Origin of the sequence: Geobacillus sp. FJAT-46040, assembly GCF_002335725.1 — a bacterium.
GTDB lineage: Bacteria > Bacillota > Bacilli > Bacillales > Anoxybacillaceae > Geobacillus > Geobacillus thermoleovorans.
In genome coordinates this window covers 1,902,515-1,916,081 of the sequence record NZ_NISS01000001.1, presented here as the reverse complement: position 1 = coordinate 1,916,081, position 13,567 = coordinate 1,902,515, and the positions used below count along the sequence as shown (strand labels likewise).

Below are 13,567 nucleotides of genomic sequence, written 5' to 3'. Positions count from 1 at the left end.
GCTGCTGTCAACGGTTTCAACTTGCAAAATGGCTTGTTTCACGTTAAGATGTAAAGAAGGATAGGGGAGAGAACGGAGGGATCGATGTGACGGACGAATCGATGAGCTATCGGGAGAAGGCGTACGCGCTTTTACAAGCGGATGCAGAGAAAATCATCCAACTCATCCGCGTGCAAATGGACCATTTGACGATGCCGCAATGTCCGGTGTATGAAGAAGTGCTTGACACGCAAATGTTCGGGTTGTCACGGGAAATTGATTTTGCGGTGCGCCTCGGGCTTGTGGAGGCGAAAGACGGAAAGGCGCTCCTTGACCGGCTTGAGCGCGAACTTTCCACGTTGCACGAGGCCGTGGCCAAAAAGCGCGTGCGATAAAGGATATATAAAACAACTCAAACGATTGGTTTCCCGTCGTTTGAGTTTTTCTGTTTTTCGGCAGGAAAACAGCGCGCCGCTGCGAATGATTTTAAGTACATACATGTTCACAGGGAAGAGGAACGATGGAACGACAATTATGGAAAAAAGTATTGAAGTGCTATGATTATCCGCTGATCACCGCGGTCATCATGCTGTCGTTGTTCGGATTGATTATGGTGTACAGCTCAAGCATGGTCACCGCTGTCATCCGCTTTGAAGTGCCAAGCGACTATTTTTACGAGCGGCAAAAACTGTGGCTGATTGCCGGATTCATCGCGTTCGCCATCATGATGGCGATTCCGTATAAAGTGTGGCGGGCGGAGCGATGGGTGAAACTCGTCTTTTTTGCTTCTCCATTGATGCTGATCGCCGTCGCTTTTCTCGGCCATACGGCCAACAACGCAACAAGCTGGTTTCGCGTCGGGGCGCTTTCGATCCAACCGGCGGAGCTCGCGAAGCTCGGTCTGATTTTATACTTGGCCGCAGCGTTTGCCAACAAGCGGAAGCGGCTGGCCGAGCCGGCGAAAAGCAATTTGTTCCCCATTTATTATACATTGGTGATTTGTTTCCTGATTGCCATACAGCCTGACTTCGGAACGGCGGCGATCGTGTTTGCCATCGCGATGTGCATCATTGTTTCGTCCGGTTTGCGCCTCGTGTTGCTTCTAAAGCAGCTGCTTTTTTTTACATTGATCGGGACGGTGCTGTCACCGTTTTGGCTCCCGGTTGCCGGCAAAAAAATTTTTTCTCCTGAACGGGTATCGCGTCTTTACAGCTTTTTGGATCCATTTCAATACGCAAACGGCGATGGCTACCAGCTCGTGAATTCGTATTTGGCGATCGGGCTTGGCGGGCTGAAAGGAGTGGGGCTTGGCAAAGGCATTCAAAAATACGGCTACCTGCCAGAGTCGCACACCGATTTTATTATGGCGGTCATCGCCGAAGAGCTCGGCTTATTTGGTGTAGCGTTCACGCTTGGGTTATTGGCGTTTATCGTGCTGCGCGGGCTTTGGATTGCCCGCCGCTCCCACGATGCGTTTGGGAGCCTGCTTGCGATCGGCATCTCCGTCATGATCGGCTTTCAAACGTTCATTAACGTTGGTGGGGTCGTTGGCCTTATTCCGATTACAGGGGTGCCGCTGCCGCTCGTCAGCTATGGGGGAACGTCGCTTGTCCTGACCATGGCTTCGCTCGGTCTGCTTGTGAACATTTCTATGTTTGCAAAGTACGAACAACGGTATAAAAAAGCGGAAAAAACGATGGTCAGCAAACAGAAAAGAGGTCTGACTTTTTAGAAAGTGTATTTACAAATCGGCAAAACTTTTATACTTTTATTTAAAGGAGGAGGGACAGAATGAGGACAAGACGAATTCGCAAAGTGTTGGTAGCCAACCGCGGAGAGATCGCCATTCGCGTTTTCCGCGCCTGCACGGAGCTTGATATCCGCACCGTGGCGATTTATTCGAAGGAAGACGCCGGATCGTACCACCGCTACAAAGCGGATGAGGCGTATTTAGTCGGGGAAGGGAAAAAACCGATCGAAGCGTACTTGGACATCGAAGGCATCATTGAGATCGCCAAAGCCCACGATGTTGATGCCATCCACCCGGGATATGGGTTTTTGTCGGAAAACATTCAATTTGCCAGACGGTGCCGCGAAGAGGGGATTATTTTCATCGGCCCGAATGAAGAACATTTGGATATGTTCGGCGATAAAGTGAAAGCGCGGCATGCGGCCATGAAGGCGGGCATTCCGGTCATCCCGGGCAGCGACGGACCGGTCGGCGGCCTTGAGGATGTCGTCCGCTTTGCCGAGACGCACGGATACCCGATCATCATTAAAGCGGCGCTTGGCGGCGGCGGCCGGGGCATGCGCATCGTCCGCTCAAAGTCGGAAGTGAAGGAAGCGTTTGAGCGGGCTAAGTCGGAAGCGAAAGCGGCGTTTGGCAGCGATGACGTTTATGTCGAAAAGCTGATTGAAAAGCCGAAGCATATTGAAGTGCAAATTTTGGGCGACCACGAAGGAAACATCGTTCACCTTTATGAACGCGACTGCTCGGTGCAGCGCCGCCATCAAAAAGTCGTGGAAGTCGCGCCGAGCGTCTCGTTGTCGGACGAGCTGCGCGAGCGCATTTGCGAGGCGGCGGTCCGGCTCATGAGAAGCGTCGGCTACGTCAACGCTGGCACGGTTGAGTTTCTCGTCTCCGGAGATGAGTTTTATTTCATCGAAGTCAATCCGCGCATTCAAGTTGAGCATACGATCACCGAAATGATCACCGGGATTGACATCGTCCAGTCGCAAATTTTAATCGCCGACGGATTTTCGCTCCACAGCCCGGAAGTCGGCATTCCCAAGCAGGAGGACATCCGCATCAACGGCTACGCCATTCAGTCGCGGGTGACGACGGAAGACCCGCTCAACAACTTTATGCCGGATACGGGAAAAATTATGGCGTACCGTTCCGGCGGCGGTTTTGGCGTGCGCTTGGACGCCGGCAATGGCTTCCAAGGGGCGGTCATTACGCCGTATTACGATTCGCTGCTCGTGAAAGTGTCGACATGGGCGTTGACGTTTGAGCAGGCGGCAAGAAAAATGTTGCGCAACTTGCGCGAATTCCGCATCCGCGGCATTAAAACGAACATTCCGTTTTTGGAAAACGTCGTGCAGCATCCGAAATTTTTGTCGGGGGAATACGATACGTCATTTATCGATACGACGCCGGAATTGTTTGTATTCCCGCGCCGAAAAGACCGCGGGACGAAAATGCTTACGTACATCGGCACCGTGATGGTCAACGGCTTCCCTGGCATCGGCAAAAAGAAAAAGCCGGTGTTTGACAAACCGCGCGTGCCGAAGGTGAGCCAAACGGAACCGATCCCAGCGGGAACGAAGCAAATTTTGGATGAACGCGGACCTGAAGGGCTTGTTCGCTGGATCCAAGAGCAGCCGCGCGTGCTCTTGACCGATACGACGTTCCGTGACGCTCATCAGTCGTTGTTGGCGACCCGCGTCCGCACGATCGACTTGTTGCGGATCGCTGAGCCGACGGCGCGTTTGCTGCCCAACTTATTCTCGCTTGAGATGTGGGGCGGGGCGACGTTTGATGTGGCGTACCGCTTTTTGAAAGAAGATCCGTGGGACCGGCTGCTCAAGCTGCGCGAGCGCATCCCGAACGTGCTGTTCCAGATGCTTCTTCGCTCGGCCAACGCCGTGGGGTATAAAAACTATCCCGACAACGTCATCCGCGAGTTCGTTGAAAAATCGGCGCAAGCCGGCATTGATGTGTTCCGCATTTTCGACAGCCTAAACTGGGTGAAAGGGATGACGGTGGCGATCGATGCCGTCCGGCAAAGCGGCAAAATCGCCGAGGCGGCTATTTGCTATACAGGCGATATTTTGGACCCGAACCGGCCGAAGTACAATTTGGATTATTACAAAGCCTTGGCGAAAGAGCTCGAGCAAGCCGGTGCGCACATTTTAGGCATTAAGGATATGGCCGGCCTGTTGAAGCCGCAGGCGGCGTACGTGCTCATTTCCGCGCTCAAGGAAACGGTCGACATTCCGATCCATTTGCATACGCACGATACGAGCGGCAACGGCATTTACACGTACGCCAAAGCGATCGAAGCCGGCGTCGATATCGTCGATGTCGCCGTCAGCTCGATGGCCGGCTTGACGTCGCAGCCGAGCGCCAATACGCTCTACTATGCCCTTGAAGGAACGGAGCGGGCGCCGGAGGTTGATATTTACGGCCTTGAGCAGTTGGCCCGCTATTGGGAAGACGTGCGCAAATTTTATCAGGAGTTTGAAAGCGGCATGAACGCGCCGCATACGGAAGTATACATGCATGAGATGCCAGGCGGCCAGTACAGCAACCTGCAGCAGCAGGCAAAAGCGGTCGGCCTCGGCGATCGGTGGGATGAAGTGAAAGAAATGTATCGCCGCGTCAACGACTTGTTCGGCGACATCGTCAAAGTGACGCCATCATCGAAAGTTGTCGGCGACATGGCGCTTTACATGGTGCAAAACAATTTGACGGAGCAAGACATTTTTGAACGCGGCGAAACGCTCAATTTCCCAGACTCGGTCGTGGAGTTTTTCGAAGGCTATTTAGGCCAGCCGCATGGCGGGTTCCCGAAAGAGTTGCAGCGCATTATTTTGAAAGGGCGCGAACCGATCACCGTTCGTCCGGGCGAGTTGCTTGAGCCGGTTGATTTCGAGCAAATCAAGCGGGAGCTGTATGACAAGCTCGGCCGCGAAGTGACCGACTTTGACGCCATTGCCTATGCGCTTTATCCGAAAGTGTTTTTGGAATATGCCGAAACGGTCGAAAAATACGGCGATATTTCAGTGCTCGATACACCGACGTTCCTGTACGGCATGCGCCTCGGCGAGGAAATTGAAGTGGAGATTGAGCGCGGGAAAACGCTCATCGTCAAACTCGTCTCCATCGGCCAGCCTCAGGCGGACGGCACACGCGTCGTTTACTTCGAGCTGAACGGCCAGCCGCGCGAAGTCATCATCCGCGATGAAAGCATCAAAGCCGCTGTCGCTGAGCGCATCAAGGCCGATCGGACGAATCCGAACCACATTGCCGCCACGATGCCGGGCACGGTTGTGAAAGTGCTCGTGGAGAAAGGGGAAAAAGTTGACAAAGGCGACCATTTGATGGTTACGGAAGCGATGAAGATGGAAACGACGGTGCAGGCGCCGTTTGCCGGCATTGTCAAAGACATTTACGTCAAAAGCGGCGATGCCATTCAAGCGGGGGATTTGCTAATTGAGCTGTCCAAATGAAACTGTCCATCGCGCGCAAAAAGAGGGTGTCCCAAAAGGAGCGGGATACCCTCTTTCGTTGCTCTATATACGTGCTGACTGCTTCTGCTGCACGATAGGTTGTGCCTATCTTGAAGACAGACAACCTTTTGGGTCAGCCCCTTTTGGTTTGCTGACCGACGAACGTCATTTCAACGTCGCCGGCGCCGCTTCCCCAGCTGAATGGTCGGCGGCTTTTACCGGCGCGCGGCGGGTGCGGAGCGCCAAAAGCAATAAATAGCTGAGCACACCGAACAGGCAGGAAATGAAAAAGGCATGCGCCAAGGCAATGTATAAATTCAGCTGCGTAAAAACGACAAGCGCTCCAGTCATCATTTGCGCGAGCACGAGCAAAAGGGCGATGAGCCATCCGTAGTAGATGACCGGCTGCCTGCGGTAATGGCGGACGGCATGTATCGCGGCGGCGGCGATCCAAATGATGATGACAGCAGCGGCCAATCGATGGCCCATCTGCACCCATTCATGAAACTGAACCGGGAGGAGGCGCGTTTTCGCGCAAAGCGGCCAGCTCGGACAAGCGAGGCTGGCGTTCGTATGGCGCACGAGCGCCCCGGTGTAGACGACGATGTATGAGTATATGGTGATGCCGTAAATATGAAACCGCATTTTGCCGTCAAGCGAAAGCGAAGCGGTGGAAAACGTTTTGTCGATTTCAAAAATCAATAGCGTCAATACCAGCACAGCGGCAAACGAAATGAGCGAAATGCCGAAATGCAAGGCGAGAACGAAATCGGACTGCCCCCACACGACCGCGGCGGCGCCGATCAGCCCTTGCAAGACGAGAAAGACAAACGATATGACCGCTAAAAACTTTGTCTCCTGCACATGGCCAATGGCTCTCCACGCCCAGATGGAAAGGATGAGCACCATGATGCCGGCAAGGCCGGAAACGAGTCGATGGCTCAGCTCGATGATGAGCTCAGGCGTAATGTGATCCGGCACCCATTGGCCGTTGCACAGCGGCCATGATCGGCCGCACCCCATGCCGGAGCCGGTTTTGGTCACAAGCGCTCCGCCAATTAAAACAAACAACATTACCAACGTGGTTGCCGAGGCAAACCATTTCAGTGAACGTTGCAAAATCTTCACCTTCTTGTATTGAGAAATTGTGATTTTGTCCATATTAGTAAAGTGATGGATTTTATTGCAGCCAACCGTGTCGCCAAGCCAAATCTATTTTACACGATGGCGGCCGGAAACACAAAATGACGTTTGCATATTGAATAAGTCGATTAAGTTTGCTAGAAATATTAATGGGACAAGCGAATGAGCCGTTTTGGGTGCGCGCATTCAAAAATTTGACACAAATTATTCAAAAAAAGTTCACATGATGAGGAAAAAATGTGATTTAATATTAAAGAGGAAACAGCCCGTTTTTGCTATTTGGCGTTGGAAAGAATTTCAGGCAACATCACGGCGCCTGCTGGGCGGCGCAATGAGGAGGAACAGGAGAAATGGCCGATTTGAAAGCGGTGCATGGGGGCCGCGGCCGATGCTCGCCATCGTTCGCAGGCAAGCGCAAAGGCGATTTGGAGAGAATTGTCGGCAGTTGTCAAAATCGGGATTGTTAATTCGAACTTGATCACGACGTTTGCCGGAATGTGGCTGGCGTTTTATTTTACTGGAGAGCACTTTTTGGAGAATTTGCATCTTGTGTTTTTTACGCTGTTTGGCGCCGCGTTCGTCATCGCAGGTTCATGCGCCATTAACAACTACATTGACCGCGACATCGATCAATATATGGAGCGGACGAAAGTGCGGCCGACGGTAACTGGAACGATGGAGCCGCGGCGCGTGCTTTGGCTCGGAGTTGCCCTGGTCGCCGTCGGCACGATGAGCTTGCTCATGACAACGGTTACGGCAGCGGTGGTCGGGCTCATTGGCATGGTGACGTACGTCTTTTTCTATACGCTTTGGACGAAGCGCCGTTATACGCTCAACACTGTCGTCGGCAGCATTTCTGGTGCTGTTCCCCCGGTGATCGGTTGGACGGCGGTCGACTCGGATTTCCATATCGTTCCGCTCGTCTTATTTTTAATCATGTTTTTATGGCAGCCGCCTCACTTTTTGGCGTTGGCGATGAAGAGGTGCGAGGAGTACCGGGCTGCCGGCATCCCGATGTTGCCGGTCGTCCACGGTTTTGCCATGACAAAGCGGCAAATTATCGTCTGGGTGGCCTGTTTGCTGCCGCTGCCGTTTTATTTGTTCCCGCTTGGCGTGCCGTTTTTAGCAGTCGCGACGCTCTTGAACGTCGGCTGGCTGTTTTTGGGGCTGTGGGGCTTGAAAATGAAAGATGACTTAAAGTGGGCGAAATGGATGTTCGTCTACTCGCTCAATTATTTGACGATTCTGTTCGTGGCGATGGTCATCGCCACGCTTTGGTGAACAGGTTAAAATTCTTTCTCCGCGAAAGAATTTATATACATTTATCCATCAAAGAAAGAGGGGTTTGATTAGGCTATGAACAAAGGGCTGCGTAACTGGCGCTTACTTTCCTTGTTTGGAATGATGGCGCTGTTGCTCGCCGGCTGCGGCAAGCCGTTTTTGTCGACGCTCCAGCCTGCCGGCGAAGTAGCGGACATGCAGTACTCGCTCATGTTGCTGAGCACGTCGATCATGGTGCTCGTCATTGTCGTTGTAGCGATCATTTTCGTCTATGTTGTCATCCGCTTCCGGCGGCGCAAGGGGGAAGAAAACAAAATTCCGAAGCAAGTGGAAGGAAGCCATAAACTAGAAATTATTTGGACTGTCATTCCAATCATCCTCTTGCTGATTTTGGCGGTGCCGACGGTATCGGCGACGTTTAAGCTGGCGGATGTCAAGCCGATGAATGACAAAAACCGCGATAAAGATACGGTTGTGGTCAACGTGCGCGCCAACTTGTACTGGTGGGAATTTGAATACCCGGATTACGGCATTATTACGAGCCAAGACTTAGTCGTGCCGACGAACGAAAAAGTCTATTTTAACTTGATTGCGTCAGACGTCAAACACTCGTTCTGGATTCCGGCGGTCGGCGGCAAAATGGACACAAATACGGACAACAAAAACCAGTTCTGGCTTGTCTTTGACCAAGAAGCGACAGACAAAGCGGGCGGCGTCTTTTACGGCAAATGTGCGGAGCTTTGCGGGCCGTCCCATGCGTTGATGGACTTCAAAGTGCGTCCGTTGCCGCGCACGGAGTTTGATGCTTGGGTCGAAAAAATGCAAAATGCGAAAAAACCGGTTGTGACAGATCCGGTCGCCAAACAAGGGGAAGCCATTTTCAATAAAAGCTGTATTGGCTGCCATGCCGTGTCGCCGGTGGACAAGCGTCCGGAACAGGCACGCACAGCGCCGAATTTGGCGAACTTTGGCGATCGTGAACGGATTGCCGGCATTTTAGAACACAATGAAGAAAACTTAAAAAGATGGCTGCGTGATCCCGAAAGCATAAAGCCTGGAAACAAAATGACAGGTACATATGGCGAACTGACAGAAGAGCAGCTTGATGCATTGACGAAATATTTAATGAGCTTAAAAGTGGAATAAGGCATAAAAGGGAGGTTTCACTGTGAGTACGATCACTCGCAAAAAGGGTGTCGGCGCCGTTTTATGGGATTACTTGACAACAGTCGATCATAAAAAAATCGCCCATCTGTATCTAATCGCCGGAGGATTTTTCTTCCTGCTTGGCGGTCTTGAGGCGCTGTTCATCCGGATTCAGCTCGCGAAGCCGAACAATGATTTTCTTGTCGGTGGTTTGTACAACGAAGTGCTGACAATGCACGGAACAACAATGATTTTCCTAGCTGCGATGCCGCTTCTTTTCGCCTTTATGAACGCAGTCGTGCCGTTGCAGATCGGCGCGCGCGACGTTGCGTTCCCGTTCTTGAACGCGCTCGGATTTTGGCTCTTTTTCTTCGGCGGCCTGTTTTTAAACAGTTCGTGGTTTTTAGGCGGCGCACCGGACGCTGGTTGGACGTCGTATGCGTCGCTGTCGCTTGACTCAAAAGCGCATCATGGCATCGACTTTTATACGCTCGGGCTGCAAATTTCCGGCTTCGGAACGATCATGGGTGCCATTAACTTTCTGGTGACGATCATCAACATGCGCGCTCCGGGCATGACATTTATGCGCATGCCGATGTTCACATGGACGACGTTTGTAGCGTCGGCGCTTATCTTGTTTGCATTCCCGCCGCTGACGGTTGCTTTGATTTTCATGATGATGGACCGGTTGTTTGGCGGCAACTTTTTCAATCCAGCCGCCGGTGGCAATACGATCATTTGGGAGCACTTGTTCTGGGTGTTCGGCCATCCGGAAGTATACATTCTTGTATTGCCGGCGTTCGGCATTTTCTCTGAGATTTTCGCGACGTTCTCGCGAAAGCGTCTGTTCGGCTATTCGTCGATGGTGTTTGCGACGGTATTGATCGCATTCTTAGGGTTCATGGTGTGGGCGCACCATATGTTCACCGTCGGGTTGGGACCGATTGCGAACGCCATCTTTGCTGTCGCAACGATGGCGATTGCGGTGCCGACCGGGGTGAAAATTTTTAACTGGCTGTTTACGATGTGGGGCGGAAGCATCAAATTTACGACGCCAATGCATTATGCGGTGGCGTTTATTCCGTCATTCGTCATGGGCGGGGTCACGGGCGTCATGCTCGCAGCGGCTGCCGCTGACTACCAATATCATGACAGCTATTTTGTTGTTGCGCACTTCCATTACGTCATTGTCGGCGGGGTTGTGTTCGCCTTGCTGGCCGGAACCCATTATTGGTGGCCGAAAATGTTTGGCCGCATGCTGAATGAGACGCTTGGCAAAATGACGTTCTGGCTGTTCTTTATCGGCTTCCATTTGACGTTCTTTATCCAACATTTTCTTGGTCTAATGGGAATGCCGCGCCGTGTGTTCACATTCTTGCCGGGGCAAGGATTGGAGACCGGCAACTTCATCAGTACGGTCGGGGCGTTCTTTATGGCAGCCGCGACGGTTATTTTACTTATTAACATTGTGATTACGACGGTAAAAGGCGAAAAAGTGCCGGGCGATGCGTGGGGGGACGGCCGCACGCTCGAATGGGCCATCGCTTCGCCGCCGCCGGTGTACAACTTCGCTCAAACGCCGCTCGTCCGCGGGCTTGATGCTTTCTGGATCGAAAAAATGGAAGGCAAAAAAGAATTGACGCCGGCTGAACCGCTTGGTGACATTCATATGCCCAATTCGTCGTTCTTGCCGTTTGTCATTTCGTTTGGACTGTTTGTTGCAGCATTCGGCTTTACGTACCATAATGACGCCGGATGGGGCTTGCCGGTCGGCGTTCTCGGCTTGCTCATTACGCTCGGTGCGATGTTCTTGCGCTCGGTGATCGATGACCATGGCTTCCATATCCATAAAGAAGAAGTGCTTGAACTTGAGAAGAAGGGGGCGAACGCCTGATGCACGTGGAGGAAAAACTGACGGCCGAGACGTTTCCGGCGGCGCCGGAACGCGCCACCCTTGAGGGGAAAAATAAGTTTCTCGGTTTTTGGCTGTTTTTAGGCGGAGAGACGGTTATGTTCGCCTCTCTCTTCGCCACCTATTTGGCGCTCAAAGACAAAACAAACGGCGGTCCTTCCGCCGAAGAGCTGTTCCAAATGCCGCTCGTGTTTATGATGACAATGCTCCTGTTAACGAGCAGTTTAACGAGCGTTTACGCCATTTATCATATGAAAAACTTTGATTTTCAAAAAATGCAACTTTGGTTCGGCATTACGGTGCTGCTTGGCGCTGGGTTTTTGGCCTTGGAAATTTATGAGTTTTATGAGTATGTTCATGAAGGCCTTAAGTTTACGACGAGCGCCTTCGCGTCCGCCTTTTACACGCTCGTCGGCACGCACGGCGCCCACGTTGCGTTTGGGTTGCTTTGGATTTTAACATTGATGATTCGCAATGCCAAGCGCGGGTTAAACTTGTATAATGCCCCGAAGTTTTACGTCGCGAGCCTTTATTGGCACTTTATCGACGTCGTCTGGGTGTTCATTTTTACCGTCGTATATTTAATGGGAATGGTGGGGTGAACGTATGGCGAACCAAACGAACTCCGGAAATGAACGCGTCGATTTGGCATACCGCCGCCGGAAAAATGCGGAAGAGATGCGTCATCAACTCATCGCCTTCGTGCTGATGATTTTGTTAACGCTCATCGCTTTCGCCGCGGTCGGCTACGAGGAGTTTTCCCATTGGTTTGTCGTTCCATTTATTTTGTTGCTTGCCGCTGTGCAAGTGGCGTTCCAGCTTTATTATTTCATGCATATGAGCCATAAAGGTCATGAGTTTCCGGCTATGTTTATTTATGGAGGCGTGTTTGTCATGCTTCTGCTTGTGTGGGCGTTTACGACGGTCATTTGGTGGTAAGCAAAGGGGGGGGGATCGGTGTTGCAGCACCGGTTTCCCCTTTTTTTAATAGCGCTCATGCGGCGGCATGTAGTATAATGGGGAAAGGACAAGGCAGGAGGGAATTTCTATGTTTCAATCGCTGCAAATGTTTGGTCCAGTTGCGCTTTGGAGTCCGTTTTTTCTGTTGGCGTTGGCGGCTGTTGCCTTGTTGTATCTCGGAGTCACCGGACCGTGGCGGCAGCGGTTTGGCCTTGATGCCCCCGTTTCGAGGAAACAAAAAGCGTACTTTTTGACAGGAATAGTGCTTCTTTACGTATGCAAAGGCTCTCCGCTTGATTTGATGGGCCATTTGACGTTCACCGCTCACATGGTGCAAATGGCGCTGCTTTACTTAACGGTGCCGCAATGTTTTATTTTAGGGATTCCGGAGCAGTTTTATGAGCGGATGTTCCGGATTGCGGTGGTGCGCCGTTCGTTTCAGCTGTTGACAAAGCCGATTGTGTCTTTGCTTTTGTTTAATGGGTTATTTTCTTTGTACCACGTCCCAATGGTTTTTGACATCGTGAAAACGAACATGTTTTTGCATGCGTCTGTCACAACAGCCATTTTCATTGCAGCCTTCTTCATGTGGTGGCCGCTTGTGAATAAACTTTCCGGATGGACGACATTATCCGGGTTAAAAAAAATGGGCTATATTTTTGCCGACGGCATGCTGCTCACACCGGCCTGTGCGCTCATTATTTTCGCCGGCACTCCGCTGTATGAGACGTACACGGATCCGGAAGCATGGATGACTGGGTTGGCGCTTTGCGTCCCGTCAGGAATATTAGCTTCGCTTGACTTGACCGGACCGCAAATGTTTTTGTCGATGTCTCCGCTTCATGATCAGCAGCTCGGCGGGGTATTGATGAAAATTATTCAAGAAATTATATACGGGGTGACGTTGTTCTTTATTTTTAGAGAGTGGTATCGGAAAGAACGGGAAAAAGAACCGAGCATGGATATGGCGCCGCGGCCGACGAAACTGTAAGGCACTATCCATCGTAAGTCGTAAAGAGACGAAGGAAAGGGAGAGAAGCTATGGCGATTTTACCGACGATCAGCACGATCTGCATTGTGATCAGTGCTTTGCTTGTGGCCTACGGCTGGTACTTGATCAGCCGCAGGCGGATCGAAGCGCATAAAAAGGTGATGTTGACCGCTGCCGCTTTTGCGCTTTTGTTTTTTGTCATTTATATGTCGCGGACGTTGTTTATCGGCAACACAAGTTTTGGCGGACCGGAGAACGTCAAAGTGTACTATACGCTGTTTCTTATTTTCCATATTGTGCTGGCGACAGTTGGCGCCGTATTTGGCCTTGTCACGATTTGGACGGGATTGAAAGACAAGAGGGCCCGCCATCGTCGGCTTGGGCCGATCGCCAGCATCATTTGGTTTGGCAGCGCCTCAACCGGGGTCGCCGTCTATTGGCTGCTTTATGTCCTCTATCCAGGGGGCCAAACGACGTCGCTCATCAAGGCGGTGCTCGGTTTTTAACCGGCGGGCAAGGAGCAAGGGCAGCGGCGGTTGCATAGCATAGAATACAACACGCCTATATAGACGTGATTTTGTGCAGCAGGGGGAAGGCGGTGAACACGTTTCGCTATCGGAAACGGAGCGCCGTAGAGGCGACGCTATTGACAATTGTCATGATGTGTGTGCGCGGCCAGACGGAGGTCGCCCTTGACGATTGTGAGGTGTTCATCACCGTTGCTCAAGGCGGGCGGTGCCGCGTCACGGTAAAGATGTCCATTCGATATGGGGCGCCGGTGATGGAAGTTTGCCGCCAGCTGCAACAGCATATTGCCGAGGAGATCGCCGCGATGACGCCATATGTCGCTGAGGCGGTCGACATTGTTGTCAAACGGCTTGTCATGCCGGAAAAAAACGCATGAGAACCGCGCTCTCATG

General features: G+C 52.0%; 12 protein-coding genes. 11 read left to right on the top strand and 1 reads right to left on the bottom strand.

Features of this window, described 5'->3' with window-relative positions; translation table 11 throughout:
- Positions 1 to 86: 86 nt before the first annotated feature.
- The 3 genes from CD000_RS10085 (at position 87) to pyc (ending at position 5,214) form a co-directional block, all read left to right on the top strand.
- Positions 87 to 374 carry an Fpa/YlaN family protein gene (locus tag CD000_RS10085; protein WP_011230577.1) on the top strand — a complete coding sequence of 96 codons (288 nt, stop codon included), beginning with the start codon at positions 87 to 89 and terminating at the stop codon, positions 372 to 374.
- A gap of 125 nt (positions 375 to 499) precedes the next feature.
- Positions 500 to 1,711: a putative lipid II flippase FtsW gene (ftsW, locus tag CD000_RS10080; protein WP_011230578.1), complete on the top strand. Its 1,212-nt coding sequence runs from the start codon at positions 500 to 502 to the stop codon at positions 1,709 to 1,711.
- 59 nt (positions 1,712 to 1,770) lie between these two features.
- Positions 1,771 to 5,214, top strand: coding sequence for a pyruvate carboxylase (gene pyc, locus CD000_RS10075; protein WP_096225580.1), 3,444 nt, complete (start codon positions 1,771 to 1,773; stop codon positions 5,212 to 5,214).
- A gap of 165 nt (positions 5,215 to 5,379) precedes the next feature.
- Here pyc and CD000_RS10070 read toward each other — a convergent pair whose 3' ends face one another.
- Complete coding sequence (locus tag CD000_RS10070) at positions 5,380 to 6,333, bottom strand: COX15/CtaA family protein (RefSeq protein WP_096225579.1); 954 nt, start codon at positions 6,331 to 6,333, stop codon at positions 5,380 to 5,382.
- Between the two features lie 396 nt (positions 6,334 to 6,729).
- On the opposite strand from CD000_RS10070, the gene cyoE reads away from it, so the two are divergent.
- From cyoE to CD000_RS10030, 8 genes are all read left to right on the top strand, one after another.
- Positions 6,730 to 7,638, top strand: coding sequence for a heme o synthase (cyoE, locus tag CD000_RS10065; RefSeq protein ID WP_096225578.1), 909 nt, complete (start codon positions 6,730 to 6,732; stop codon positions 7,636 to 7,638).
- A 75-nt stretch (positions 7,639 to 7,713) separates the two neighbouring features.
- Positions 7,714 to 8,784, top strand: coding sequence for a cytochrome c oxidase subunit II (gene coxB / locus CD000_RS10060; RefSeq protein ID WP_096225577.1), 1,071 nt, complete (start codon positions 7,714 to 7,716; stop codon positions 8,782 to 8,784).
- A gap of 22 nt (positions 8,785 to 8,806) precedes the next feature.
- Complete coding sequence (gene ctaD / locus CD000_RS10055; protein ID WP_096225576.1) at positions 8,807 to 10,678, top strand: cytochrome c oxidase subunit I; 1,872 nt, start codon at positions 8,807 to 8,809, stop codon at positions 10,676 to 10,678.
- Complete coding sequence (ctaE, locus tag CD000_RS10050) at positions 10,678 to 11,298, top strand: cytochrome c oxidase subunit III (RefSeq protein ID WP_096225575.1); 621 nt, start codon at positions 10,678 to 10,680, stop codon at positions 11,296 to 11,298. The genes ctaD and ctaE overlap by 1 nt, the downstream gene beginning before the upstream one ends.
- A 4-nt stretch (positions 11,299 to 11,302) precedes the next feature.
- Complete coding sequence (gene ctaF, locus CD000_RS10045) at positions 11,303 to 11,635, top strand: cytochrome c oxidase subunit IVB (RefSeq protein WP_096225574.1); 333 nt, start codon at positions 11,303 to 11,305, stop codon at positions 11,633 to 11,635.
- 109 nt (positions 11,636 to 11,744) lie between these two features.
- The gene (gene ctaG, locus CD000_RS10040; protein ID WP_063330102.1) at positions 11,745 to 12,647 is read left to right on the top strand and encodes a cytochrome c oxidase assembly factor CtaG; all 903 of its coding nucleotides are present in this window, start codon (positions 11,745 to 11,747) and stop codon (positions 12,645 to 12,647) included.
- A gap of 50 nt (positions 12,648 to 12,697) precedes the next feature.
- Positions 12,698 to 13,153 carry a DUF420 domain-containing protein gene (locus tag CD000_RS10035; protein ID WP_096225573.1) on the top strand — a complete coding sequence of 152 codons (456 nt, stop codon included), beginning with the start codon at positions 12,698 to 12,700 and terminating at the stop codon, positions 13,151 to 13,153.
- Positions 13,154 to 13,245: 92 nt separating this feature from the next.
- Positions 13,246 to 13,551, top strand: a complete 306-nt coding sequence (locus CD000_RS10030; protein WP_011230588.1) for an Asp23/Gls24 family envelope stress response protein — start codon at positions 13,246 to 13,248, stop codon at positions 13,549 to 13,551.
- The last annotated feature ends 16 nt before the right edge of the window (positions 13,552 to 13,567 follow it).

What these genes read in the sequence shown, in the direction of transcription:
- ftsW (WP_011230578.1), top strand. Translation starts at nt 500, where the DNA reads ATGGAACGACAATTATGGAAAAAAGTATTGAAGTGCTATGATTATCCG.
- pyc (WP_096225580.1), top strand. Translation starts at nt 1,771, where the DNA reads ATGAGGACAAGACGAATTCGCAAAGTGTTGGTAGCCAACCGCGGAGAG.
- cyoE (WP_096225578.1), top strand. Translation starts at nt 6,730, where the DNA reads ATGGGGGCCGCGGCCGATGCTCGCCATCGTTCGCAGGCAAGCGCAAAG.
- coxB (WP_096225577.1), top strand. Translation starts at nt 7,714, where the DNA reads ATGAACAAAGGGCTGCGTAACTGGCGCTTACTTTCCTTGTTTGGAATG.
- ctaE (WP_096225575.1), top strand. Translation starts at nt 10,678, where the DNA reads ATGCACGTGGAGGAAAAACTGACGGCCGAGACGTTTCCGGCGGCGCCG.
- ctaF (WP_096225574.1), top strand. Translation starts at nt 11,303, where the DNA reads ATGGCGAACCAAACGAACTCCGGAAATGAACGCGTCGATTTGGCATAC.
- ctaG (WP_063330102.1), top strand. Translation starts at nt 11,745, where the DNA reads ATGTTTCAATCGCTGCAAATGTTTGGTCCAGTTGCGCTTTGGAGTCCG.
- CD000_RS10035 (WP_096225573.1), top strand. Translation starts at nt 12,698, where the DNA reads ATGGCGATTTTACCGACGATCAGCACGATCTGCATTGTGATCAGTGCT.